This window comes from Paenibacillus caseinilyticus (genome assembly GCF_027533645.1).
Taxonomy (GTDB): Bacteria; Bacillota; Bacilli; order Paenibacillales; family NBRC-103111; genus Paenibacillus_G; species Paenibacillus_G caseinilyticus.
Window position 1 is genome coordinate 364,661 of record NZ_JAQAGY010000001.1, and the last position, 23,258, is coordinate 387,918.

The 23,258-nt window shown below is 60.0% G+C and carries 24 protein-coding genes; 3 read left to right on the forward strand and 21 right to left on the reverse strand.

Annotated elements, in window-relative coordinates:
* Positions 1-63 precede the first annotated feature (63 nt).
* On the reverse strand, positions 64-2,526 hold the full coding sequence (nirB, locus tag O9H32_RS01665) for a nitrite reductase large subunit NirB (RefSeq protein WP_269863982.1): 2,463 nt from the start codon (positions 2,524-2,526) through the stop codon (positions 64-66).
* Positions 2,527-2,671: 145 nt separating this feature from the next.
* Here nirB and O9H32_RS01670 point away from each other — a divergent pair, with 145 nt between their 5' ends.
* On the forward strand, positions 2,672-2,824 hold the full coding sequence (locus O9H32_RS01670) for a hypothetical protein (RefSeq protein ID WP_269863983.1): 153 nt from the start codon (positions 2,672-2,674) through the stop codon (positions 2,822-2,824).
* Positions 2,825-2,893: 69 nt separating this feature from the next.
* On the opposite strand, the gene adhE is transcribed toward O9H32_RS01670, so the two are convergent.
* The 6 genes from adhE to O9H32_RS01700 all read right to left on the reverse strand — a co-directional run bounded on the left by adhE (position 2,894) and on the right by O9H32_RS01700 (position 9,865).
* Positions 2,894-5,506 (reverse strand): bifunctional acetaldehyde-CoA/alcohol dehydrogenase, encoded by a 2,613-nt coding sequence (gene adhE, locus O9H32_RS01675; protein ID WP_269863984.1) that lies wholly within the window; start codon positions 5,504-5,506, stop codon positions 2,894-2,896.
* Positions 5,507-5,838: 332 nt separating this feature from the next.
* Positions 5,839-6,390: a ribosome hibernation-promoting factor, HPF/YfiA family gene (gene hpf, locus O9H32_RS01680; RefSeq protein WP_269863985.1), complete on the reverse strand. Its 552-nt coding sequence runs from the start codon at positions 6,388-6,390 to the stop codon at positions 5,839-5,841.
* Between the two features lie 15 nt (positions 6,391-6,405).
* Positions 6,406-6,948, reverse strand: a complete 543-nt coding sequence (locus O9H32_RS01685) for a hemerythrin domain-containing protein (RefSeq protein ID WP_269863986.1) — start codon at positions 6,946-6,948, stop codon at positions 6,406-6,408.
* A 616-nt stretch (positions 6,949-7,564) separates the two neighbouring features.
* Positions 7,565-8,671: a PAS domain-containing sensor histidine kinase gene (locus O9H32_RS01690; protein ID WP_269863988.1), complete on the reverse strand. Its 1,107-nt coding sequence runs from the start codon at positions 8,669-8,671 to the stop codon at positions 7,565-7,567.
* Complete coding sequence (locus tag O9H32_RS01695) at positions 8,664-9,317, reverse strand: response regulator transcription factor (RefSeq protein ID WP_269863989.1); 654 nt, start codon at positions 9,315-9,317, stop codon at positions 8,664-8,666. Before O9H32_RS01695 ends, O9H32_RS01690 begins: the two co-directional genes overlap by 8 nt.
* An 89-nt stretch (positions 9,318-9,406) precedes the next feature.
* Complete coding sequence (locus O9H32_RS01700; RefSeq protein ID WP_269863991.1) at positions 9,407-9,865, reverse strand: GAF domain-containing protein; 459 nt, start codon at positions 9,863-9,865, stop codon at positions 9,407-9,409.
* 351 nt (positions 9,866-10,216) lie between these two features.
* Here O9H32_RS01700 and O9H32_RS01705 point away from each other — a divergent pair, with 351 nt between their 5' ends.
* Positions 10,217-10,948 (forward strand): Crp/Fnr family transcriptional regulator, encoded by a 732-nt coding sequence (locus tag O9H32_RS01705; RefSeq protein WP_269863992.1) that lies wholly within the window; start codon positions 10,217-10,219, stop codon positions 10,946-10,948.
* Positions 10,949-11,288: 340 nt separating this feature from the next.
* Here the strand turns inward: O9H32_RS01705 and O9H32_RS01710 are convergent, their stop codons facing one another.
* Entirely contained in the window at positions 11,289-12,827 is a 1,539-nt protein-coding gene (locus O9H32_RS01710) for a nitrate/nitrite transporter (RefSeq protein WP_269863993.1), read from the reverse strand.
* Positions 12,828-13,090: 263 nt separating this feature from the next.
* Between O9H32_RS01710 and hcp the strand changes: the two genes are divergently transcribed.
* On the forward strand, positions 13,091-14,380 hold the full coding sequence (hcp, locus tag O9H32_RS01715) for a hydroxylamine reductase (RefSeq protein ID WP_269863994.1): 1,290 nt from the start codon (positions 13,091-13,093) through the stop codon (positions 14,378-14,380).
* Positions 14,381-14,545: 165 nt separating this feature from the next.
* On the opposite strand, the gene O9H32_RS01720 is transcribed toward hcp, so the two are convergent.
* The 13 genes from O9H32_RS01720 to pflA form a co-directional block, all read right to left on the reverse strand.
* On the reverse strand, positions 14,546-14,911 hold the full coding sequence (locus O9H32_RS01720) for a hypothetical protein (protein ID WP_269863995.1): 366 nt from the start codon (positions 14,909-14,911) through the stop codon (positions 14,546-14,548).
* Between the two features lie 163 nt (positions 14,912-15,074).
* Complete coding sequence (locus tag O9H32_RS01725) at positions 15,075-15,308, reverse strand: hypothetical protein (protein ID WP_269863996.1); 234 nt, start codon at positions 15,306-15,308, stop codon at positions 15,075-15,077.
* A gap of 112 nt (positions 15,309-15,420) precedes the next feature.
* Positions 15,421-15,735 carry a hypothetical protein gene (locus O9H32_RS01730; protein ID WP_269863997.1) on the reverse strand — a complete coding sequence of 105 codons (315 nt, stop codon included), beginning with the start codon at positions 15,733-15,735 and terminating at the stop codon, positions 15,421-15,423.
* Positions 15,728-16,069, reverse strand: a complete 342-nt coding sequence (locus O9H32_RS01735; protein ID WP_269863998.1) for a hypothetical protein — start codon at positions 16,067-16,069, stop codon at positions 15,728-15,730. Before O9H32_RS01735 ends, O9H32_RS01730 begins: the two co-directional genes overlap by 8 nt.
* A gap of 18 nt (positions 16,070-16,087) precedes the next feature.
* Complete coding sequence (locus tag O9H32_RS01740) at positions 16,088-16,276, reverse strand: hypothetical protein (protein ID WP_269863999.1); 189 nt, start codon at positions 16,274-16,276, stop codon at positions 16,088-16,090.
* Positions 16,266-16,802 (reverse strand): Rieske (2Fe-2S) protein, encoded by a 537-nt coding sequence (locus O9H32_RS01745; RefSeq protein ID WP_269864000.1) that lies wholly within the window; start codon positions 16,800-16,802, stop codon positions 16,266-16,268. Before O9H32_RS01745 ends, O9H32_RS01740 begins: the two co-directional genes overlap by 11 nt.
* A 29-nt stretch (positions 16,803-16,831) precedes the next feature.
* Complete coding sequence (locus O9H32_RS01750; protein WP_269864002.1) at positions 16,832-17,395, reverse strand: 4Fe-4S dicluster domain-containing protein; 564 nt, start codon at positions 17,393-17,395, stop codon at positions 16,832-16,834.
* On the reverse strand, positions 17,392-19,602 hold the full coding sequence (locus tag O9H32_RS01755) for a molybdopterin oxidoreductase family protein (RefSeq protein WP_269864003.1): 2,211 nt from the start codon (positions 19,600-19,602) through the stop codon (positions 17,392-17,394). Before O9H32_RS01755 ends, O9H32_RS01750 begins: the two co-directional genes overlap by 4 nt.
* Entirely contained in the window at positions 19,589-20,629 is a 1,041-nt protein-coding gene (locus O9H32_RS01760; RefSeq protein WP_269864004.1) for a hypothetical protein, read from the reverse strand. Before O9H32_RS01760 ends, O9H32_RS01755 begins: the two co-directional genes overlap by 14 nt.
* A gap of 237 nt (positions 20,630-20,866) precedes the next feature.
* The gene (locus O9H32_RS01765) at positions 20,867-21,367 is read right to left on the reverse strand and encodes a hemerythrin domain-containing protein (RefSeq protein ID WP_269864005.1); all 501 of its coding nucleotides are present in this window, start codon (positions 21,365-21,367) and stop codon (positions 20,867-20,869) included.
* A gap of 86 nt (positions 21,368-21,453) precedes the next feature.
* On the reverse strand, positions 21,454-21,822 hold the full coding sequence (locus O9H32_RS01770; RefSeq protein WP_269864006.1) for a DUF3147 family protein: 369 nt from the start codon (positions 21,820-21,822) through the stop codon (positions 21,454-21,456).
* A 15-nt stretch (positions 21,823-21,837) separates the two neighbouring features.
* Positions 21,838-22,200 (reverse strand): DUF3147 family protein, encoded by a 363-nt coding sequence (locus tag O9H32_RS01775; protein ID WP_269864007.1) that lies wholly within the window; start codon positions 22,198-22,200, stop codon positions 21,838-21,840.
* 303 nt (positions 22,201-22,503) lie between these two features.
* Complete coding sequence (pflA, locus tag O9H32_RS01780; RefSeq protein WP_269864008.1) at positions 22,504-23,244, reverse strand: pyruvate formate-lyase-activating protein; 741 nt, start codon at positions 23,242-23,244, stop codon at positions 22,504-22,506.
* Positions 23,245-23,258: the final 14 nt, after the last annotated feature.

Genomic DNA, 23,258 nt, shown 5'->3' on the forward strand with positions numbered 1-23,258 from the left:
TCTCCTCTCTGACGTATACTTGCTTGGTTCTGCGCGCTCTACTTCGTTCTGCTTCGTTCTGCTCTACTTGATTTCCACAGGGACCGCGAACCCGGATTCCACTTGAATCTCGCTGTAGAGCCGCCGGCGGAGCACCGGGTTGTCGAGCACGTCCTTCCAAGGCTCCTTCACCTGGCTGAGCGCCGTCTCCATCCGGCCGGCCAGCGCTTGGCGGTTCTCCGTATCTTCCACTACCGCAGCGGCCACCGACGGCAGGCCGACCCTCTCGATCCAGTCCGAGGTCCGCTCCAGATACTTGCCCGTCTCCCGGTAATGCTGCATGAAGGCGGCGACGATCTCGATCAGTTCTTCATCCGTCTTCACCTTGCAGAGCAGATCCGCCAGACGCGGCTTGATGCCCCCGTTGCCGCCCACATAGATCTCCCAGGCGCCTTCGTTGCCGACAATCCCGATATCCTTCGTGGACGATTCGGCGCAGTTGCGCGGGCAGCCATTCACGGCCAGCTTGAACTTCGCCGGCATATCGAGCCGCTCGAATTTTTTCTCGAGCAGGATGCCCATGCCCATCGAATCCTTCGTGCCGAAGCGGCAGAACTGGCTGCCGACGCATGTCTTAACGGTGCGCAGCGCCTTGGCGTAAGCATAGCCCGACGGCATGCCGAGGTCCTGCCAGATCTGCGGCAGATCTTCCTTGCTCACGCCGAGCAAGTCGAGCCGCTGTCCGCCGGTCACCTTGACCAGCTTCACGTTGTACTTCACGGCCACATCGGCGATGAGGCGCAGGTCCTCTGGCGTCGTCACGCCGCCGTACATCCGGGGGACGACGCCGAAAGTGCCGTCCTTCTGGATGTTCGCATGCATCCGCTCGTTGACGAAGCGCGAATCCTTCTCGTCCTGGTGCTCCGCCGGCCAGATCATGCCGAGGTAATAGTTCAGCGCGGGACGGCACTTCGAGCAGCCCTCCGGGTTCTCCCAGCCGAGGACATGCATGACTTCCTTCGAGGTGAGGAGCCCCTTCTCATGGATGCCGGCCACGACTTCATCCCGGGTCAGCTTCGTACAGCCGCAGATGCCTTCCTTCTTGGCGGCCGCAGAATCGTACTTGTCCCCGAGCGTGTACTTCAGAATCTGCTCGACCACCGGCCGGCAGCCGCCGCACGAGCGCGATGCCCCGGTGCAGGCTTTGATCTCATCGACCGTCGTAAGCCCCTTGTCGTGAATGGCATCGACAATGTGCTTCTTCGTCACGCCATTGCAGCCGCAGACGATCTCCTCGTCCCGCAGATCCGCGACGCTGCTGCCCGTCTCTGCAGCCGCAGTGCCCATGATCGCCGCATGGATCTCTTCGGTCATGACCGTGCCCGTGCGGATCCACTGCTGGAGGCGAGCCGCCTGCTTGCCGTCACCGACGAGCACGCCGCCGACGATCCGGCCGCCGCGCAGCAGCACCTTCTTGTAGATGCGGTGCCATTCGTCGTGCATCCGGACGACACTCAGGTCCGGCGCATCCATGAACTCGCCTGCCGAGAACACGTCGACGCCTGAGATCTTGAGCTGGGTCGAGACGACGGAGCCCTCATACGGCTTCGTCTCCACGCCGCACAGATGCTTCGCTAGGACCGCTCCCTGCTCGAAGAGCGGGGCGACTAGCCCGTAGCAGACGCCGCGGTGCTCGCCGCACTCGCCTACCGCATACACGTCCGGCGCGGAAGTGCGCATGTAGTCGTCCACGACAATGCCGCGGTTCACGGTCAGGCCGCTCGTCCGGCCCACCTCCGCGTTCGGCCGGATGCCCGCCGCCATGACGACGAACTCGGCTTCGAGCGTCGTGCCGTCGCTGAAGCGCAGGCCCGTGACCCGGTTGCCGCCGAGGAATTCGGCGGTCTGCCGGCCGGTGGCGAACTTCAGCCCCTGGCTCTCGAGCTCCGCCTGCAGCATAAGCGAGGCGGTCCTGTCGAGCTGGCGCTCCATGAGCTCCTCGACCAAGTGCACGACAGTCACGTCCATGCCGAGCTTCAGCAAGCCCTTGGCCGCCTCGAGGCCGAGCAGCCCGCCGCCGATGACGGCGGCCTTGCGGTACAGGTTCGCCGCGTGCAGCATCGTCTCACAGTCGGCGATGTCGCGGAAGCCGACGATGCCCTCCTTGTCGGCGCCCGGGAGCGGCAGCATCAGCGGCTTGGAGCCGGTAGCGATGATCACCTTGTCGTAAGGAACCGCGGTTCCGTCCCCGGTGTGGACCGTGCGGCCTTCGGTATCGATCTTCGTTACCGTCGTGCCCGTCCGCAGGTCAATGCCGTTCTCTCGGTACCATTCCCAAGAATTCAGGATGATTTCGTCGATCGATTTGCTTTTCTCCAGGACATAGGACAGCTGAATCCGGTTATAGTTCGGGTACGGCTCGCTGCCGAAGACCGTAATCTCATAGCGCTGGGGATTCAGCTTCAGGATCTGTTCGACGGTATTGATGCCGGCCATGCCGTTGCCGATCACGATCAGACGTTCACGTGCAGTAGTGCTATTGTTCATGGAAATGCTGCCTCCTCCGGCTTGCCTTGATAGGAATGCCAGGCCCGCCGGCCTGGATCGGTAATTTAATACAAGTTTACTGAAATATACATATATTCCAGGGGACTCGCATCCCCTTCTATAGTCGGACACAGGACAGGGCCCTGTGGGATATTCAAGAGTAAGCGTGCTGATTGCCGCCTTGAGCGGGATGTATCGTGTTGTAAAAAAGAAAGCGGGACTGCCCGGGCCGACGCTCATCTTTGCCCGGAAGCAGCCCCTGCCGATCTACTGTCTTGTGCTGCTGGCTTTTGAATGATTGCCGTGCTTTTCTATCTATAGCAGGTCGTGTCAATGCTCTGTATCTTATCAGGCTTGCTTCCTGTTCTTACTCGAACCGGCCGTAGAATGCCTTGCGGTACACGTCCGCCAGCTCGCTCACCAGCGGCATCCGCGGATTGGCTGTCGTGCACTGGTCCTCGAAGGCGCGGTCGGCAAGCTCTTCCACCCGGTTCTCGAATACCTGCGGGTCGATGCCGAGCTCGGAGAACGAGGCTGGAATGCCTACCGCCTGCCCCAGCTTGCGCACCGCCTCGACGAGGCTGTTCACCCCTTCTTCCGTCGTGCGGGCCGGCAGCCCCAGCATGCGCGCAATCTCGGCGTACCGCTCATCGGCGACGAAGTGGTCGTATTTCGGGAAGGATGCGAACTTCGTCGGCTTGCCGGCATTGTAGCGAATCACGTGCGGCATCAGGATCGCGTTAGTGCGGCCGTGCGCCGTATGGAACTCGCCGCCCCACTTGTGCGCCAGGGAATGGTTGATCCCGAGGAACGCGTTGGCAAAAGCCATCCCGGCGATCGTTGAAGCGTTGTGCATTTTCTCACGGGCTACCGGATCTGCTGTTGCATAAGACTTCTCGAGGTTATGGAACACGAGCTGGATCGCCTTCATCGCCAGACCGTCCGTATAGTCGTTCGCCATCACCGAGACGTACGCCTCAATCGCGTGGGTCAGTACGTCCATCCCCGTATCGGCCACCGCCGTCTTCGGCAGGGAGTACACATAGTCCGGGTCGATGATCGCCACATCCGGCGTGAGCTCGTAGTCGGCCAGCGGGTACTTCGTCTGTCCCTGCTTCTTGTCGGTGATGACCGCGAAGGAGGTGACCTCCGAGCCCGTACCCGAGGTCGTCGGAATCGCCACGAACTTCGCCTTGCGGCCGAGCCGCGGGTATTTGTACACCCGCTTGCGGATGTCCATGAACTTCATCTTCAAGGACTGGAAGCTCGTCTCCGGATATTCGTAGAAGAGCCACATGGCCTTCGCCGCGTCCATCGGGGAGCCGCCGCCGAGGGCAATGATGCAGTCCGGCTGGAAGCGCTCCATGAGATCCGTGCCGCGCTCGACAGTGTCGACCGAGGGATCCGGCTCGACGTCGCAGAACACTTCAACGGCCACAGGCGTCTGGCGCTTGCGCAGGTAGTGCTCCACCCGCTCCACGTAGCCGAGCTTCACCATCATCGGGTCGGTGACGATCAGGATGCGGGAGATGTCCGGCATTTTCTCCAGGTACTGGGTCGCGCCCTTCTCGAAGTACACCTTCGGCGGGATCTTGAACCACTGCATATTGACCGTGCGGTAGGCGACCCGCTTCACGTTGATCAGGTTGACCGCCGTCACGTTCGAAGTGGTCGAGTTGTGGCCGTAGGAGCCGCATCCGAGCGTCAGGGAGGGCAGGTTCGTATTGTAAATGTCGCCGATCGCCCCGTGGGTGGACGGCGAGTTCACGATGACGCGGCCGGTCTTCAGCGTGGCAGCGAACTCTGCGATCACCGCATCATTCTTCGAATGAATGACGGAGGAGTGGCCCATCCCGCCGAAGGCGGTTACCTCTGCGGCGCGCTGAATGCCTTGCGCGGCGTTCTTCACCTTGTAGCACGCCAGCACGGGGCTGAGCTTCTCCGCGGAGAGCGGGAAGGCCGGGCCTACACCCTGCAGCTCGGCGACCAGGAGCTTCGTGTCGGCCGGTACGTTGATGCCGGCCATCTGGGCGATCTTCGCAGCCGGCTGGCCGACGATCACCGCATTCACCGCACACTTGTCACTGTTGATGACGAGCTTCGATACCGCTTCGGTCTCTTCGCCATTCAAGAAGTAGCAGCCGAATCCAAGCATAAGCCGGCGTACTTCCGCATAAATGTCTTCTTCTATAATCACTGCCTGCTCGGAAGCGCAGATCATGCCGTTGTCGAACGTCTTGGACAGGATCAGATCCGTGACGGCCTGCTTGAGATCGGCGCTCTTCTCGATGAAGCACGGCACGTTGCCGGGGCCTACGCCGAGCGCAGGCTTCCCGGTGCTGTAAGCCGCCTTGACCATCGAGGAGCCGCCGGTGGCCAGCACCAGCGCCACATCCGGGTGGTTCATGAGCAGCCCCGTCGCTTCCACGGAAGGGTGCTCGATCCACTGGATGCATCCTTCGGGTGCGCCCGCCTTCACGGCGGCTTCCATCACCACGCGGGCGGCAGCCCTACTGCATTTCTGCGCGGACGGATGGAATGCGAAGATAATCGGATTGCGGGTCTTCATGGCGATCAGGGATTTGAACATGGTGGTGGAGGTCGGGTTGGTGACCGGCGTTACCCCTGCGATGACGCCTACCGGCTCGGCTACCTTGCGGTAATTCTCATAAGGGTTTTCCTCAATGACGCCCACCGTCTTGTCGTACTTGATGCTGTGGTAGATGGACTCGGTCGCGAACAAATTCTTCGTAATCTTGTCTTCGTAGACGCCGCGTCCGGTTTCCTCGACAGCCATCTTCGCAAGCTTCATGTGCTGCTCGAGTCCCGCAAGGGCCATCGCCTGCACGATCGCGTCCACCTGCGCTTGGTCGAGCCGCATGAATGCCTGCTGTGCCCGTACCGCCTTGGCGACAAGCCGGCCTACTTCCTGTTCTGCCGCCGGCCCCGCCTGTTCTTCCTGTTTCTCTCTAATCGCCATGTCTCTCCGCCTCCATGATTCGATTGGATTGCCCTTCCATAACCTATGTTACTACTTTCACAAGGGTGGATCTGTGATCTGTTTTACAGCAACCGGCTGGATTTGAAAGTTATTCATGGAGGTTAGCCCGGCAGGACGCTGCAGTATGGGATGAAAACCATAAGGCTTGTGACTTCGCGCACAATGGATGGCTCTGCGGTCTGTGAGTTAGCTCACTTGGGGGTGCGGCCGCCTTGACTTAACTGAACCTGCTTCGGTTGGATCAAGGGTGGTGACTAGGGTTAGACCATGGATGGGACTTGACTCTCCGTCCTAGGGAGTTACGCTGTTTCTCAAGCTGTCGTCAGATGGCCGAACGTCCCGTCGTGCCGCTTGTAGACCAGCTCCGTCACCCCGGTCTCCCGGTTGAAAAAGAGATGAAAGTCATGCCCCAGCAGCTGCATCTCCAGCAGCGCCTCTTCGAGCTCTACCGGCTTCAGCTGGATGCGCTTGGACCGTACGACGCCGAGTGTCTCCTCGTCCTCGTAAGAAGCGGCCTGCAGTGCCGGTTCCCCCCCGCCTGTCCGGCCGTCTCCGCGGCGGCTACGGCGGCTGCGGCGTCTGAGCCGCTCGCGCCACTTGCGGATCATCCGCTCGAGCTTGTCGGCCGCGAGGTCCATGGAGGCGTACATGTCCTCCTGCTTCTCCTCCGCGCGGAACACCGTCCCCTCTTCGTGGATGGTGACCTCCACCACATGCAGGTGTCTGTGCCCCTGCACGGAGAGGTTGATCTGCACGTCGGTGCCTGGGTGCAGCCAGCCCTCCAGCCTGCCGATTTTGTCCTGCGCGTAGGCTTCCAGTGCCGGAGTAACCTCGAAGTGCTTGCCGTGGATGTTCAGTCTCATCTCTCATCACTCCTCTTAAGCGAATAGGTAATCTACGTCGGTCAATACCTGCTCAGCCAGAGGGAACACAATTGATTCCTCCTTGGCCAGGTGGCTCTTCAGGATATAGCACGCCTGGATCAGCAGGGCAGCCGCCTTCTTCATCTCTTCCTTCGGAGAGTCCGCGCGCAGCTTGTGGAACTCTCTCATGAACGTTTCCACATACTCTTCAGCCATCGCGTGTTCTTTCTCCATCATCCACAGGGAAGGGATCATCGTCGGCTCCTGCCGAAGGCGAAAGTAGGAAGCAAGGAACGGAAACAGCGTCTCTTCCTCCCAGCCCGAGTGGGCGTCGAGCTCCTGCATCACGCCGATCGTCCACAGCCGCAGGTGCTGCAGCCGTCCCCAGGCCTGGGCGCGGTTATCCGCCTGGTCTACCCTCACAGCCTGCTCTTCCATCTCTTCGAGCAGTCTGGCGAGCATCTCATGCTCTTCTCTAAGCCGATCCATAGCGGCGGACAATTCCGTAACATGGGCTTCGCCCGTAAGTTCCATATGCGGTGGAGTAGGATGCTTCATGGTGAAATCCCTCCATAATCTTACTGGAATGTTCTTTCTGACCTCATCATACGCTTCGCCCGAGTGCGCTGTATGTGAAGTGGATCACATCTCCATTTTCAACTTTGAAAACAGGAAAGACCGCCCGGGGCGGTGATCCGGACGGTCTGTGTGGGGGAAAAGACAGTGGCTCTGACCCAGCGATTCGAGCATTCTGGTGGGGGGGACGGGTAGGGGGCACGCTGCTGCCGCCGTGTTTGAACTTCTTAACCTTAAACCTCCAAAAGTGTGCCACCCATACATTTGAGCGCTTTGCCAGGTGGGTATGGGGCACCAACTCGCTTTTCCACCCCATACCCATCCCTTGCTGAGCTGCAGCCTCGTAATATCGAAATACAGAAAACCGCCCGGCTGGTATGGCCGGACGGTTAGTAGGTAACTGAACGATTCATCGCTGAGTAGCACTCTCTCACTTCTTGACGCTTATCCACCATCACGAACAGATAACGGAACTCAGATGCGCTATTCGAACAAAGGCCGCGCCCGCGCCGCCATTCGGCTTGACCGCAGACCCTCACACCACCTGCTGCCGCTTCGGCGCCCTTTAGCGGCGCACTGCCGAACTGCCCCCCCCCGCCTATACCCCGCTCGGCAGCCGTAGGGTCACTTCCGTGCCGCGGCCGGGGGCCGAGATCAGCTCGAGGCTGCCCCCCGCCATGCGGGCGCGCTCCTCCATGCTGAAGAGGCCGACCCCCTGGTGCCGGGCGCCGGGATCGAATCCGCGGCCTTCGTCCTTGATACGGACCTCGATGCGGTCCCCTTCCGTGCCGATGGAGACGGACGCCTCGCTCACGCCGGCGTATTTGCCCACGTTCGTCAACGCCTCCTGGATGATCCGGTAGATCGACGTCTCCGTCAGGGCCGGCAGCCGTCCCCGCAGCGTGCTCGTCAGCTGCACCCGGATACCGTAATGCTCCGTGTAGTTCTCGATATACGTACGGATCGCCGGAACGACCCCCAGGTCATCGAGCACGGAGGGACGCAGCTCCCAGGCAAGACCGCGGACGTCCTGGATAATGTCCGATATTGTGTGCCGCAGGTGCTCGAGCTCCGTATCCCCCCGCTCGCTGATCACCCGGTCCATCTGGATCAGCAGCGAGAACAGGCTCTGGCCGATCCCGTCGTGCAGCTCACGGGAGAAGCGACGGCGCTCATCTTCCTGGATGTTCATAACCTGCTTCATCATCATCTGGAGCTCTTCCTGCACCCGCTTCAGCTCAGTCACTTCGTTGCGGATCGCGAGATACTGGTACGGCCGGCCCTTCTCATCCAGGAACGGGACGATGGTCGTGTTCACCCAGTAATAGCTCCCGTCCTTGGCCCGGTTTTTCACGTCCCCGCGCCACACCCGGCCGCTGCCGATCGTAGCCCACAGGTTTTTCATGAACGCCTTATCGTGGTAACCTGAGTTGATGAGCCGGTGGTCCTGACCGATGAGCTCCTCCCGCGGATACTTCGAAATCTCGCAGAACTTGTCGTTGACGTACTGGATGCGCCCTACCTTGTCCGTCACCGCCACAATGGAGGATTCGTCGAGCGCGAACTTCACGTCGGCCAGCTGTTTCAGCGACTCCCTGAACTCCTGCCTGACCTGCGGATCCCCGATGTGGGCTTCCAGCTTGTCGATCAGGGCATCCACATGCTCCGCCAGTACCTCCGTATGCTTCCGAGGGTCGTTAGTCAAAATTCAGCAGCCCCTTCTTCATCGCATATTTGACGAGCTCGGGCCGGGTCTTCAGGCTGAGCTTCTCCATCACGTTCGCTTTGTGGGTCTCGACGGTCTTGACGCTGATCGTCAGCTGCTCCGCGATCTCCTTGTTGCTGTAGCCCATGGCCACGTGGGAGACGATCTCCTTTTCCCGGTCGGACAGCGCTTCGTACGAGCCGCTTCCTTCGCCGGTTCGCATCCGATCCATATACTCGCCCATCAGCCGTTTGGTCGCAGACGGGTTCAGGTAAGCTTGGCCCGATGCAACCGAGCGGATCGCGTTCAGCAGTTCTTCGTGCGGCGCGCTCTTTAATATGTACCCCGAAGCCCCGGCATGAATCGCCCGGAACAAATATTCATCATCGTCATGCATCGTCAGAATCAGGACGAACGTCTCGGGCGCCGCTTCCTTGAGCTCTTTGGTCGCGGTCATCCCGTCCTTGCCGTGAGGCATGCTGAGGTCCATCAGCACGACGTTCGGCCGGTGCTCCAGCGCAAGGCGAATCCCTTCATCCCCATCCGCCGCTTCGCCGACCACTTCCAGATCCTCTTTGGCGTTCAGCAGCATGGAGAGTCCGCTGCGCACCACCGCATGGTCGTCTACGATTACCAGCTTAATCATTTCCGTTTCCAACTCCTCCTGCAGCATGCAGCCATTGTACTCCTCTGTTTCCTCTTATCATAACAAAAAAAGAATCTCACAGGCGAGATTCACGAATGATTTCTATAAGGTTCCCCCGTGAATCCCCCGTCCCGGAGCTGTCCGCCGATCGTCTCGGCCCTCGCTTCCAGTACGGTCAGGCTGAAGGGGGTATACTCATGCTCCTGTCGCATCCCGACATAGAGCACGCCGAGCATCCGCCCGAGGTGGCGGATCGGTACGGCCGCGGCAGAGGATAGTCCTTCGGCGAGCATCAGCGGACAATCCGCGTCCCCCGACGCCCGCTGTCTGCTTCCGGCCCGGCCGGTGACGGAACGTGCCGTAAGCAGGGCGGTTCCGGCCAGCCCCCGACCCGGCTTCAGCACCATATGGCGGTACCGGTCATTCTGGCTGCCCGACGCGCCGATCCAGCGGCCCTGCCGGTGGCTCCCGTCCGTCACGGCAATACCGACGAAATCGCTGCCCGTCTCGGTCCGCAGCCTGTCGAACAGCTCCTGTATCTTCTTCATGGCCGCCGGCCTCCTTACACCCTGATCTTACAAAGGTTCCTGTATATAATGAAGTCCTGCGTTTGCAGGCGCAAGTTATGGCTTCCTTAAGGAAAACCATGCCTCTTCATTGTAACGGCTGGGGCATCCTTTGTAATTCAGGGAAAACCCTGATTGTGCACTAGGGGTCATCCCCTCTGTTCCCACCGATTTTCCGCCGGTTCCTCAGGGAACATTCCCTTCGAGAATGTGATCTGCCTCACTGCAGGCGCGGGTTTTCTCCCCCGAAAGATCAGAAGATCCCCCGATGCCCCCCGGAGCTCAAAGAAGGTATGATGAATACATAAGAGATCCCGAGAGGAGATGGCACACATGGCCATTTGCGAATATACGAAATCAGGCAGCACCCCCGTAACCGAAGGAATCCGCGCGTTCTTTACCGAAGAGAATATGGAGAAACTCAAGGATATTATGTATTCGAAGCAGGTGAAGGCAGGATCTTACCTGTTCTGGGAAGGAGAGCCGGCCAACCATCTGTATTATATGAAGAAAGGCAGCATCAAACTCTCCAAAACCACGGATACGGGCAACAAAATCACCCTGTACCTGCACCACGCCGGTGACCTGTTCGGCCAAATCACCCCGTTCCAGCAGAACGTGCTCAGCTACGACGCCGAAGTGACGGAAGATGCGGAGATCGGCGTCATCCAGCAGAAGGACCTCGAGATCCTGCTGTGGCAGCACGGCGACCTTGCCGTTGAATTCATGAAGTGGATGGGAATGATGCACCAGATGACGCAGACCAAATTCCGCGACCTGATGATGTACGGCAAGACCGGCGCCCTCTGCTCCCTGCTCATCCGTCTCAGCAACTCCTACGGCCATCCGGAGGAGGACGGTATCGTGATCCGTAAGCGGATGACGAACGCCGAGATGGCGGAGATGGTCGGAGCCACCCGCGAGAGCGTCAACCGGATGCTGAACGATATGCGCAAGGAAGAAGCGATCACGATGGAGAACGGCCAGATTGTGATCCGCAATCTCGAGTATCTGCGGGACGTGTGCCACTGCGAGGCCTGCCCGAAAGAAATTTGCCGGGTGTAATGAATTCTGCGGTGTGTAATGAAGCATGCTATGTGTAATGGCGGCAGCACAGCCCTCTTGGATATGGACGCGAAAGACTCGCCAGGGTTCTCGCAGCTACATCCAAGGGGGTTTTGTGTGCTGCGGGCGGCGGTATCATCGGCATTTGCTGACCATGCGGGCGGATGGTGTAGCCAAATCCCCGGGCGCCCGCAAGGCCCAGCCCGAATTCAGGCAGAACGCTTCCGCCGCAAATCTCAGGAGCAGCGAAGCCTCCGTTGCGCCCGATCGCTGCCCACAGCCAGAAAGAAGAAGACCGTCCGCAGCCCGGACGGTCTTCTGGCGTTCCTATCGTATGGGCTTATGCCCCGGTCCGGTTCAAGCTCGGCTCCTTCGCTCCCCAGCCGGGCTGCGAAGTAATGTCACTGAACATCCCCGAGTAATGGACAACGTCGCCCGCCTCGTTCTTGACGGCGCTGATCGTCAGCCATTCCCGGTAGATCTCGCCGTTCTTACGGCGGTTCCAGATCGCCCCCTGCCAGAAGCCCTTCGTGCGGATCTCCTCCCACATCTGGTCGTAGAAGGCACGGTTCTGCCTGCCGGACTTCAAGATGCTCGGCGACTTGCCGATGACTTCCCCGGCTTCGTAGCCCGTCAGCTCCGTGAAGGAAGCATTGACCGAAGAGATGATGCCGTTCTTGTCTGTCACCATGATGCCTTCGACCGTGTTCTCGATGATCGCCGCAGCCAGGCCCAGCCGCTCCTGGAAGAACATCCAGAGAACAATGACCAGGCTCGCGAGCGCAATCTGGGACAAGGCCATGAAGCCGATCGCATAATGGCCGGTCAAGCTGTAGAGAACCGTCAGCAGCAGGGGCGGGAAGAAGCCGCCGAGACCGCCCATGGCGGAGATCATGCCGTTGGCAATGCCCGCCTGCTTCGTGAAGTAGAGGGGCACAAGCTTGAAGACGGTGCCGTTGCCGAGGCCTGCGCAGAGCGCTATGGTAAGGCAGCCCACGGTGTACCAGATCATCGACGGCGCGAAGGAGAGCAGGAGCGCGGCGATCGTCAGCCCGCCGAAGACGAACATCAGGATTTTGAACGGATTGAGCTTATCACCGAGCCAGCCTCCGATCGGCCGCATGGCGGTAGCGAGCACGATGAATCCGGCGGTACGCAGGCCGGCATCGATCTTGGCCAAATGAAAATGCGATACAAGAAAGTTCGGAAGATACACGGTGAAGGCCACGAAAGAACCGAACGTCAGGAAGTAGAACAAGCATAAGAACCAGAGCTTCTCGCTGCGGGATACGGCCCGGATCTGCTCCAGCAGCGGGGTATTCAGCGGAGCTTCTTCCTTATCCCCGAAGATGAAATTCAGCGCCGCGAAGATCAGCAGCAGCACGCTGTAAGCCAGCACCGTCTTCGACCATCCGACCTGGCTGGCCAGCACCGGAGCTCCGAAGGTAGAGAGAGCCGTGCCAAGATTGCCGATACCATAGATTCCGTTGACGAACCCGTGGCGCTCCTTCGGGTAATACTTCGGCAGCGAGGTGACCCCGACCGAGAATACGGCGCCGCCGATGCCGAGGAAGAAGCCGCCGGCAATCAGGTCAGCGAATGAATCCGCCTGGCTCACCCAGTACACGGGGGCAAGCAGGAGGAGAAGCGAGATCATGAACAGCTTTCTGGCGCCATAGCGGTTCGTCCAGTAGCCGGCAGGGATCCGCATCACAGAGCCGAACAAGACCGGGATCGCGGTAACCCAAGCTACCTGCGATGGCGTCAAGGCAATGTCTTCTTTAATGAAGGGCATCAGCGAAGACAAGGCGACCCAGACCATAAAGCCGAGGACCAGGGAAGCGGTTTGCAGCGGAAGCTGCATGAGGCGGGTTTTCATATAAGCAGTGCTCCTTTCGGCGGTTCTAGCGGCTCGTTCTCAGGAATCCGCCAGGCGCTGCCGTATGTGATGGTATACCCGTATTTAAGCATACCGGGAAGCAGGGTCTCTGTGATGTGGTTCACAGGCACGGACTCCGGCCGAATTTTCTTCCTGCGTTGTTCGCAAAACATTCCGGACCGTGTGCGGCGGATCACATCTTCTCCCGGAGAAGCCTGCTAAGCTGAAAGCATCACCCTTGGATAGGGAATGGAGGAATTCTTATGTTCTGTTACCAGTGCGAACAAACGCCATCCGGCGGCTGTAAAGTAGTAGGTGTCTGCGGCAAGGACGAGACGATCGCCTCCTTACAGGATACAATGATCTTTGCACTCAAAGGCATCGCAGCCTACGCCACCCACGCCCGCCAGCTCGGTTACACGGATCCCGAGGTAGACCGGATTACCCACGAAGCGCTGTATATGACGCTGACGAACTCCAACTTCAATGTGCAGGAGCACATCGACATGGCGATGAAGGTCGGCTCGGCGGCGATCCGGATCATGGACGTGCTCGACCGTGCCCATACGACGCATTTTGGGGTGCCGCAGCCGGTGCGGGTCAGCCAGAACCGGGTGGAAGGCCACGCGATCGTCGTCACCGGACATAACCTCTACGCCCTCGAGGAGCTGCTGAAGCAGACCGAAGGACGCGGCATAAACATCTATACCCACTCGGAAATGCTGCCGGCCCACGGGTATCCGAAGCTGAAGCAGTATCCGCACCTTAAGGGCAACATCGGCAAAGCCTGGTTCGACCAGCGCCGGCTCTTCGAGAAGTTCCCGGGCGCGATCCTCGCGACGACCAACTGCGTCATGCCGATCAAAGGAACGTACGCGGACCGCTTCTTCTCTTATGATCTCGCCGGTCTCGAGGGCGTCACGAAGATCGAGAACGACGACTTCACCCCGCTGATCGAACGGGCGCTGGCGCTGCCTGCCGCAGACATTGAATCCGAGCAGGTGCTCACCACCGGCTTTCACCACGAGACGGTCATCGGGCTGGCTCCCGAGATTATCGAAGCCGTCCGTGCAGGCAAGATCCGCCGTTTCTTCGTGATCGCCGGCTGCGATGCGCCGGGCAGCGGCGGCGAGTATTACCGGGAGCTGGCGACCTCCCTCCCGAACGATACCGTGATCCTGACCACCTCTTGCGGCAAATTCCGCTTCAACGACGTGGAGTACGGCACCGTCGGCGACACCGGCATCCCGCGGTATATCGACCTCGGCCAGTGCAACAACTCCGGCTCTACCGTGAAGATTGCGCTGGCGCTTGCTGACGCCTTCGGCTGCACGGTGAACGAGCTGCCGGTCAGCATCGTGCTCTCCTGGTTCGAGCAGAAGGCCGTAGCCATCCTGCTCGGTCTGTTCAGCCTCGGTATCCAGGATATCCGCATCGGGCCTAAGCCGCCGGAGTTCATCTCCTCCGGTGTGATGCACGTGCTCACCGACACATTCGGCCTCAAGCTGATCGGCGATGCCCAGGAGGACATGGCCGCGATGCTGGCGCAGTAAGAGACCGGAGAGAGAGGCCCCGCAGGCCCGGAAGGATGACTCCCAGCGGGCTGCCGGGGTGCCTCGAAGGCCGACAGAACGAACTCAAGCTGCCGGAGATCCGTATTCGACGGGTCTGCCGGCAGCTTGATCTGCTTTGCCCTATGGCCAGGCACGGGGAGGAAGCTATTCTCCCTCCTTTTTCTTGTCGCCTTCCTTTTCCTGTCCGCCTTCCTTCTTCTCGCCGCCTTCCTTTTCCTGTCCGCCTTCCTTCTTCTTGTCTCCTTCCTTCTTCTCACCGCTTTCCTTTTCCTGTCCACCCTCCTTCTTCTCGCCGCCTTCTTCTTTCCCGCCTTCTTCTTTCTCTCCGCCTTGCCCCTCATCCTCTTCGAGCATCTGCTTTACCCGTTTGTCTTGTTCCTGCGCTTCTTTCTTATCTTTGTTGCGCTCTTCTTCATCCGGGCTCGTCTGCTGCTGCTGTGCTTTGCCCCCGCAGCCCGAGAGGATCAGGATGAAGATACACAGGATGTGCAGCGTCTTAAGTAAGTTCAAGTGGTATAACCTCCCAGCTGTATGTAAGCATATGCTCTCCTTCTTCCTCCCCGAGTATGTGTACAATCTATATTGATACGGATGGAATGTACCAACCGGCAGCAGAGGGCCTGCTCCCAAAGAAAAAACGGTTCCTTCCGCTCCTGCGGGAAGAACCGCTGACTTATTCGTTCTCTTCCTCCATGCCCCCAAGCTCCTCGATGAGCTGGCGCGACCGCTTTGCATTGCCTTCCGCAAAGTTCTGCAGCCGTTCTTTGAGCTCCTCGTTGTCTTGGATACGCTCCGAGGCGATGACATACGTACGCAGCAGTTCATTCTCCTGCTCCAGCGCTTCCGTCAGCACCTGCTTCAGCTCCTCGGGCTCCAAAGGACCGTCTTCCTGCTCCCTTTCTTTCATGGCATCTTCACCTCCACCTGAGTAACATTACCCGGCGGAAGGCGGAATATACCTGCCGGTGGATGTCCAGCTGGTGGAGAGCGTCAAGAAGCCGTGGCAGCGGCGTCCCCGCTTAGAGCCAGCGGAGCTTATACCGGAGTCCGGCCTCCGGGTCCACGGAGACCAGCCGGGCAGCGCCTTGTTCATCCGTGTCCACCCGCGTACGCTCATCGGCGAATACGGGGATTGAGAGATGCTGGGACAGATTCATATAACATTTGAGATGCGTTCCTTCCGGGACGAGTACGGCCCGGACGAGCTCGAAGGTATGCGGCGGAGCGAGCGCATCGCTGCCCGTCATATCTTCAATCCGCGCCTCCACCTTCCTGCCGCACAGGAGCTTCATCTGCTTCTCCAGCGCTTTGATCTTATCCAGCTCCTCAGCCATGATGAGCATACGCCTCCCTCTTCTTCGTTAACCGGCAGGGACCCGCATCCTCCTTGGGCGTCACCTGCAAGCGGTATCCGGACAGCCAGTTCCACCACGGCTCCGGCAGCTGCTGTTCCATACGGTCCAGTAGCTCATTCTCCGACTCCCAGGGACCGAGGCCGTTGATCCGGGCGACGACAATCTCCAGCCCTTCCTCTGCCTTCGGGTCCATGTCGAGGGAAGCCCCTGGGAAGATCCGCCGCAGATCAGCCTCCAGCACCACGTGCAGCGGCCTGCCGTTCTCTTCCATCCTCCGGACAAAACACAAAGCGGCATCGTATTCGCTCGGCATCCCGCTTCCTCCTCCCCATTATGCCCGGTCCCGCTCCCGCCGGTAGATCCAGAGCGAGAGCGGGAACAGGATGACATTCAGCCCCGAGAACAGCAGGACTTTCGTATACTTCTCATAGAAAAAAGCGTTGACGACCTGCTGCGTGCATACGATGCTGAGCAGCAGCACAAGGCTCAAGAGGATGACGCCCAGCCAGCTACGCTTCATATCGCTTCACCCCTACGGCATAGACCGTCCCCTGCTCGATCTTCAGCTCGATCTCGGGCAGAGGCCGCTTCGGCGGCCCTGCGATAGGAGATCCCGTACGCACGTCGAACAGGCCATGGTGGCACGGGCACACGAGCTCGCCCTTCTCCCCGCTCCAGAATACGGGGCATTTGAGATGGGTGCAGGCGTTCTGGTACGCCTTGAACTCCCCTTCCCCGAGACGGACCAGCAGGGCGGAATCGTGCTCGCCGGGATAGGCGAACTCGGCGGCTTCGCCGACCTTGAGGCCGCTCAGCGCCGTAATCGGGCTTTTGGGGAAGGCCTTCTTCGCCGGACCCGTCAGCTCCCGGGCCGCAATGGCTCCCCAGGGAAGCGTCGATACCGCGAACAAGCCTGCCGCACCGACCATCGTCTTCATGAAGCTCCGGCGGTCCAGCCGCCGCTCGTTGTCCTTGCTTATATTATGGGTATAGTTATCTTCGCCGGGAGGCACCGCTCCGCTCCCCCTCTTCTCTTCTCCGCTCATGTGTATCCCTCCGTCCCAAGCTCTCTAGCTTAGAATAACTTCACTTTCCCCTGCAGAATCCCCGGCAGGCTGATCTTCACATGCGTCTCGCCGACCAGCGGGTCGTCCGGCAGGCGGCTCGCCGTCCACTTGCCCAGCGCATGCCCCTCTCTCTTTGCCTTCAGCTCGTCTTCGGTAACCCACTGCAGGGTGTTCGTCGGGCAGACCGAAGCGCACATGGGAGGTATGCCGTCTTTTGTACGGTCATAGCACAAGTCGCATTTGTACATGAGATTCTGCTCTTCGTCGAATTTCGGAATGCCGTAGGGACAGGCGATCGTGCAGTTCTGGCAGCCGATGCACTTCTCCACGAGAGCCGAGAGCACTGCGCCTTCAGGCGTTACCTGGATCGCTTGGGCCGGGCAGCTGCGGGCGCAGGCCGGGTTCACGCAGTGCAGGCACATCAGGGGAAGCGTCTGGCGGTTCACCAGCGGATTCACATCGTACACATAGTTGCGGTTGCGCTCGTCGTGCCCGCCGCACTGCGTGCAGGCAGCCAGGCAGCTGCGGCACCCGATGCAGTTGTCCATCTCGATATATAGGTGCTGCTTCATGTCCGTATGGCCTCCTTATCATGGTGCGTACCCGGTATTGGAGCAGCGGCTGCCTCCGGCAGTCTATCGATCTCGGCCGCGCAGGCCTTGAACTCGGGCATCCGGGAGATCGGATCGAGCGCGGCGATCGTAAGCAGATTGACGGCCTTCTCATGGCCGAAGTGGTATGGCACGAATACCGTATCCTGGCGGATCGCCTCGGTGATCTTCACCTTGAACTCAGCCATGCCCCGCCGGGTGCGGAGCCTGACGATCTCTTCGTGGGCGATCCCATAGCGCTCCGCCGTCTCGGGATGCACTTCGACGAACGGCTCCGGGCACATGTCGCGCAGGAACGGAATCCGGCGGGTCTGGTTGCCGGACAGGTAGTGATAGACGACCCGGCCTGTCGTCAGACGCAGCGGGTAAGCTCCGCACGGCTCCTCGGCCGGCGGCCGGTAGGGAAGCGCACAGAGCAGGGCTCTGCCGTCCGGATGGTAGAACTTCTTGTCGAGGAACATGTGCGGCGTGCCCGGATCGGCTTCATCGCGGCAGGGCCAGAAGACCCCCTGCTGCTTCTCGATCTTCTCCCAGGTGGCGCCGTAGTAATCGGCATAGCCGCCCTTGCTCGCGAGGCGGAACTCGTCGTTGATATCCCGGGCCGTCTTCAGATGGCGGAAGTAATCCCCGCGGCCCAGACGCTCCGCCAGCTCCACCTGGATCTGCCAATCGGGCTTCGATTCGCCGAGCGGCTCCTGCGCTTTGTTGATTTTGATCGTCCGGCCCTCGAGGTTCGTCACTGTTCCCTCGTCTTCGCTCCAGGTAACGGTCGGCAGCACCACGTCCGCGTACTCGGCGGATTCGGAGAGGAACATATCGCCGCAGACCATGAAGTCCAGGCTGCGCAGCGCGGCATGCACCTCGTTCAGGTTCGGGGCGGACACCGCCGGGTTCGAGCAGAGCAGATACAAGCCGCGGATCGTCTTGTCCTGCATCAGCCCGAACATCTCGTAGGCGGATACTCCGGCCTGCGGCATCTCTTCAGGCTTGATGCCCCATACCCTGCACACCTCCTCCACGTGCTTCGGATTGGCGATCTTCCGGTAGCCCGGCAGCGCGTCGGCCTTCTGGCCGTGCTCGCGGCCGCCCTGGCCGTTGCCCTGCCCGGTGAAGGTGGCTACGCCGGACTTCGGACGGCCGATCTTGCCGGTGACGAGACTCATGTTCGTGTAAGCCGATACGTTGTCGACCCCCTTGTGCTGCTGCTCGATGCCGCGGGCGAACATGACGACCGCATTCGGCGCTTTGCCATAGATCTCGGCGGCACGGATCAGCTTCTCGGGAGCCACGCCCGTAATCTCGCTCGTATATTCCGGCGTGAATTCCTTCACGACTTCCAGCATGGCGTCGAAGCCATTCGTATGCTTCTCCACGAACGCCCGGTCCGCATAGCCGCCCTGCACCAGCAGGTTCACCATGCAGTTGGCGAGCGCCAGATCCGTTCCCGGCCGCAGATCGAGATGGACATCGGCCCGGCGGGCGATCGGCGTCTCCCTCGGGTCGGCCACGATCAGATAGCCGCCCCGGTTCTGCACTTCCCAGACGCGGAACATGGACGTCGGGTGGCACTCCGCCGTATTGCTGCCGGCGATGAACAGACAGTCCGTCTCATGCAGGTCCGTCCACGGCAGCGTGGACCCCCGGTCGACGCCGAAGGTGCGCATGAACCCTGCCGCAGCGCTCGACATGCAGAACCGTCCATTGTAGTCGATATAGCGGGTCTGCAGGGCCACACGGGCGAACTTGCCGGTGAGATAGCATTTTTCGTTCGTCATGGATACGCCGCTGAAGACGGACAAGCTGTCTTTGCCGTAGGCGGTCTGCAGCTCCCCGAATTTGCGCACGATCAGCGCATAGGCTTCATCCCAGGTGGCTTCACGGAATCCAAGCTTCGTTCCCCGCAGCGACCGGTCGTCACGGATCAGCGGCCGGAGCAGCCGGTCGTCATGGTTCGTCTGCTGGTAGGCCGTGACTCCCTTAGGGCACATCTTGCCTAGCGTGACCGGCCAGTCATAGCGCGGCTCCACCCCGATAATCTTGTTCGAGAGGGTATCCACCCGCAGGTTCATCCCGCACTGCATCCCGCAGTAAGAGCAGTGGGTTTCGACGAGCTTTTCGCCCGGATGGGTTTTGTTCTCTATGATCTTGAAGAATTTATCCTTTGGCATGCTGGTTGGCCTCCTTCACGCGGATCTCATGGGTCGGCACGCCCGTGAACCGGGACATGCGGTATTTGCGGCGGCAGGGCAGGCACAGCTCCGCAAGCTGGTAGCCCTCCGGTGTCTTGAACTGGAGTCCATTGCCCTTCAGGACATCCATCACGTCCTGCGCCTGTTCGGCGGATACATAGTGCGCACCGCACACCCGGCAGGCTTTGGGTGCTTGCTGTCCGTAATGCTCGCGGTAATTGCGGGCGAGCACGCTCATCGGGCGGAAGGGGATATGGGCCAGTTTCCCGAAGGGAAGGTAGATCAAGGTGACAATCACGGACCATTGGTGGATCATCGACATGACGGGATGGCCCCAGCCGTGCAGGAACACATTGCTGAACGTAAGCAGCAGCCCCGTGATGGAGATGAAGAGCAGCAGGTACAGCGGGAGAAAATCGTAGACGAAGCTCTGCTCCGCCCGGGCCTGCATGTTCTTCAACCGCCGGTACAGCGCCATGCACACGCCAGCGATCACCATCATCGCCGTGAAGTTCAGCGCGTTGTAGAAGAAGAAGGCGATGAGGCCGTCTGCCTGGACCCTCATGAGGTCGATCCCGAAGCCGACCACCGTGTAGTAGCCGTTGTCTCCCATCGTGAAGTACATCCAGCCGAAGACCAGGGGGAAGGTGACGAAGGCGGACAGAATGCAGCCCCAGCCGAGCAGGATATGCTGCGCCCAGCGGTACCAGCCGCGGTTCCAGATGAACTTGTAGACCACGAGATGGTCGACGGAAGTCTGCGGGGTCGACTTGCGGAACAGGAGACGCAGGCCCTTGGTCAGAATGAGCCGGGTAGGCGGACGGTCCGCCCAGGCCATGAAGCGGTAGAAGAATCCCCCGATGAATACCACCGTGCCGACCATGTATCCGTATAAGGCCAGATCGATATGCGTAAAGAGCCTTGAACCCAGGTACATCAAGACAATGAGGCCGCAGACGGTTATGCAGACATTGCGTGCCCACCTCGAAGCGAATGCTCTGTTCATGCTTCATTTCTCCTCGCCAGTCAGTTTCGATAGGTCAAGTAAACCATATTGGACATCCCCCTATCAGTGATGTAGATCACCTGAGATATGGCGGAACATGACAAAGACGCCGGGGGCTTCCGGGCGTCGCGGCAGGGGGATGAAGAGTAAGGCGGAATGATGGCGGGTATGGAGGTTGCTCCACTCAGCTAGTCCGCTAACCTGTCACCCCTCCGGCACTCCCCTTCGGACGCCTTCTTACTCCCTCTCCCCCGCAAGCTGCAGGCTTCCCTGCATCAGCGGCAGCAGCAGTTCCTCCTCGGCCTCCAGATGCTCCCGTACCAGCCGGATGGCCTGCATCAGATCCTCAAGCACGCGGATCAGCGCCGCATCTCTTCGTCCAGCCTTTAGATCGCCCACCTCCCGGAAAAAGGAGTCGAAAAACTCATCGGCCAGCTCGTGCTCCTTCTCCAGCATCCAAAGCGAGGTCACGATGATGTGCCCCTCCGGCGTCCCGAACAGCTCCATCAGCATGGGGAACAGGTCCTCCGTTTCCCACAGGGAGTGCAGCTCAAGCTCGGATCGCAGGGCCGCGGCACTCCGGTGCAGATCGTCCAGCACCCACTCGGGATAGGAACGCCGGCCTCCCCTGTCCACCCCTGCCGCCCGAACCTTCGCTTCCAGTGTAAACACCATGTCCCCCAGGCTCCGGTGCTCTTCCGTCAAACGTCTCCATACAGGTCCCAAGTATGCTGTCATGTTAAATCCCTCCCAATTCGGATACGGGCTGAACCGCCCAGTTTATATAGATGGACCGGTATACCTACATTAATGGACTGCGGTCCTTATGAGCTTTTGATCGACCGGCGGACCTTGTAGATGAGAAATGCGCTCAGGTACCAGCACACGAAGCCGAGTCCCAGACTGAGCCACCACAGACCCGTCATTTTCATAAAATACAGCACGGTGACGACACAGACGGCGCATCCCGCCATACCATACACGGAGCCCCGGGCTATCTCGGACGCCCTGGCCGAGCCTTGCGCCCAGCCTACCATGAGCACCGCAACGATCATCACAGCCGGGAAGGTTGCGAAGATCCCTCCAAGCGCCTTCCAAGGCAGAAGCACCGAGGCCGTATAACTCAGCACCACCGCACCGCCTCCCAGTACAAAACGCAGCAGCAAATCCTTCAGGTTCGCATTCATCTTCATCAGGCCAACCTTTCGTTATATGCTAAAGAGCAGATACGACACACCGAGCGAAACGGCGAACCAGCCGCCGATTGACAGCGACAGCCCCCTTTTCCATCCCCGCTTGGCACACAGATAGCCGACCGCAGCGGCGCATAGAATATTGATCCCCATCCCGATCAGCGCCCCCTGGGACAGGGAGATCGAACGGGCCACGAGATCGCTGCCGGTGTGATCGAGCCGAATCGCTACGAGGGCGGCCAGATAGACGGCCGGAAAAGCGGCGAAGATACCTCCGACGCTGCCTCCAAGCTTCTTGGAGAGCACGGAGGCCAGGACGACAGCCCCTCCACCGAATAGAAAACGAAGCAGCATAGCGGCAAGTGACAGGCGAACCATAGGTTTTCCCCTCCTGATTTCTCTTTACTATTGTGATTATTTTCACGTAGTTAAATCGAAGGATTCCTTGCAATAGGATTCAAAAGGAATGCAATGGAACCGTCAACTTATGTTTATAGTATATAAGTTGGTCGCAGCCGCATGATGTGCGCCAGATCACTTGCCGGCGAAAAATACAGCATCGCCGGATCGCCTTGGTCCGGCCGTTCTCACCGAACCCCACCCGCTGTCGCTCCCTTCCTTTCACGCTCAGACAAAAAGAAGGCCGTACCGTCGGTACGAGCCTCCTCATCTATCCGCTTGCTACAGCTGAACCGCCTGCGCCTGCTCCCGGCCTTCCCCGAGAAGCCGGTAGGCCCGCTGCACTTCCTTATCGTCCGGGGTCGGCACCCCTTCGAGCGGGTATTCGCGGCCGAGCTGCTGCCACTTGTATACGCCCATGCGGTGATAAGGGAGAATCTCCACTTTCTTCACCCGGCTCAGGCCGCCGATGAAGCGTCCGAGCGCGGTTAGATCCGTGTAGTCGTCCGTGACCCCGGGCACGAGCACATGCCGGATCCAGAGCGGCTGCTCCCGCTCGGAGAGCCAGGCTGCGAAGCGGAGAATCCGCTCGTTGCTTTGCGATGTCAGGGCGCGGTGCTTCGCGTCGTCCATCTGCTTGAGGTCGAGCAGGACGAGGTCGGTGACGCTCATCAGCTCTTCCACATGGTCCGGCTGGCAGTAGCCGGACGAATCCAGCGTGGTATGCAGCCCCCAGCGGCGCTTGCATTCCTTGAACAGCTCCGCGACGAAGGGAGCCTGCAGGGTCGGCTCGCCTCCGGTCACGGTGATGCCTCCGCCCGACCTCCGGTAATATTCGAGATACGGCTCGATCTCGGAGAGCACTTCGTCTACCGTGACGCTGCGGCCCCGGTTCGGGTCCCACGTGTCCGGGTTATGGCAGAAGCCGCACTGCAGGGCGCACCCCTGCATGAAAAGCACGAAGCGGATGCCCGGACCGTCAACCGTTCCGAAGGTGTCGATGGAGTGAATTCTTCCTTTCATGCGGGATGCGCTCC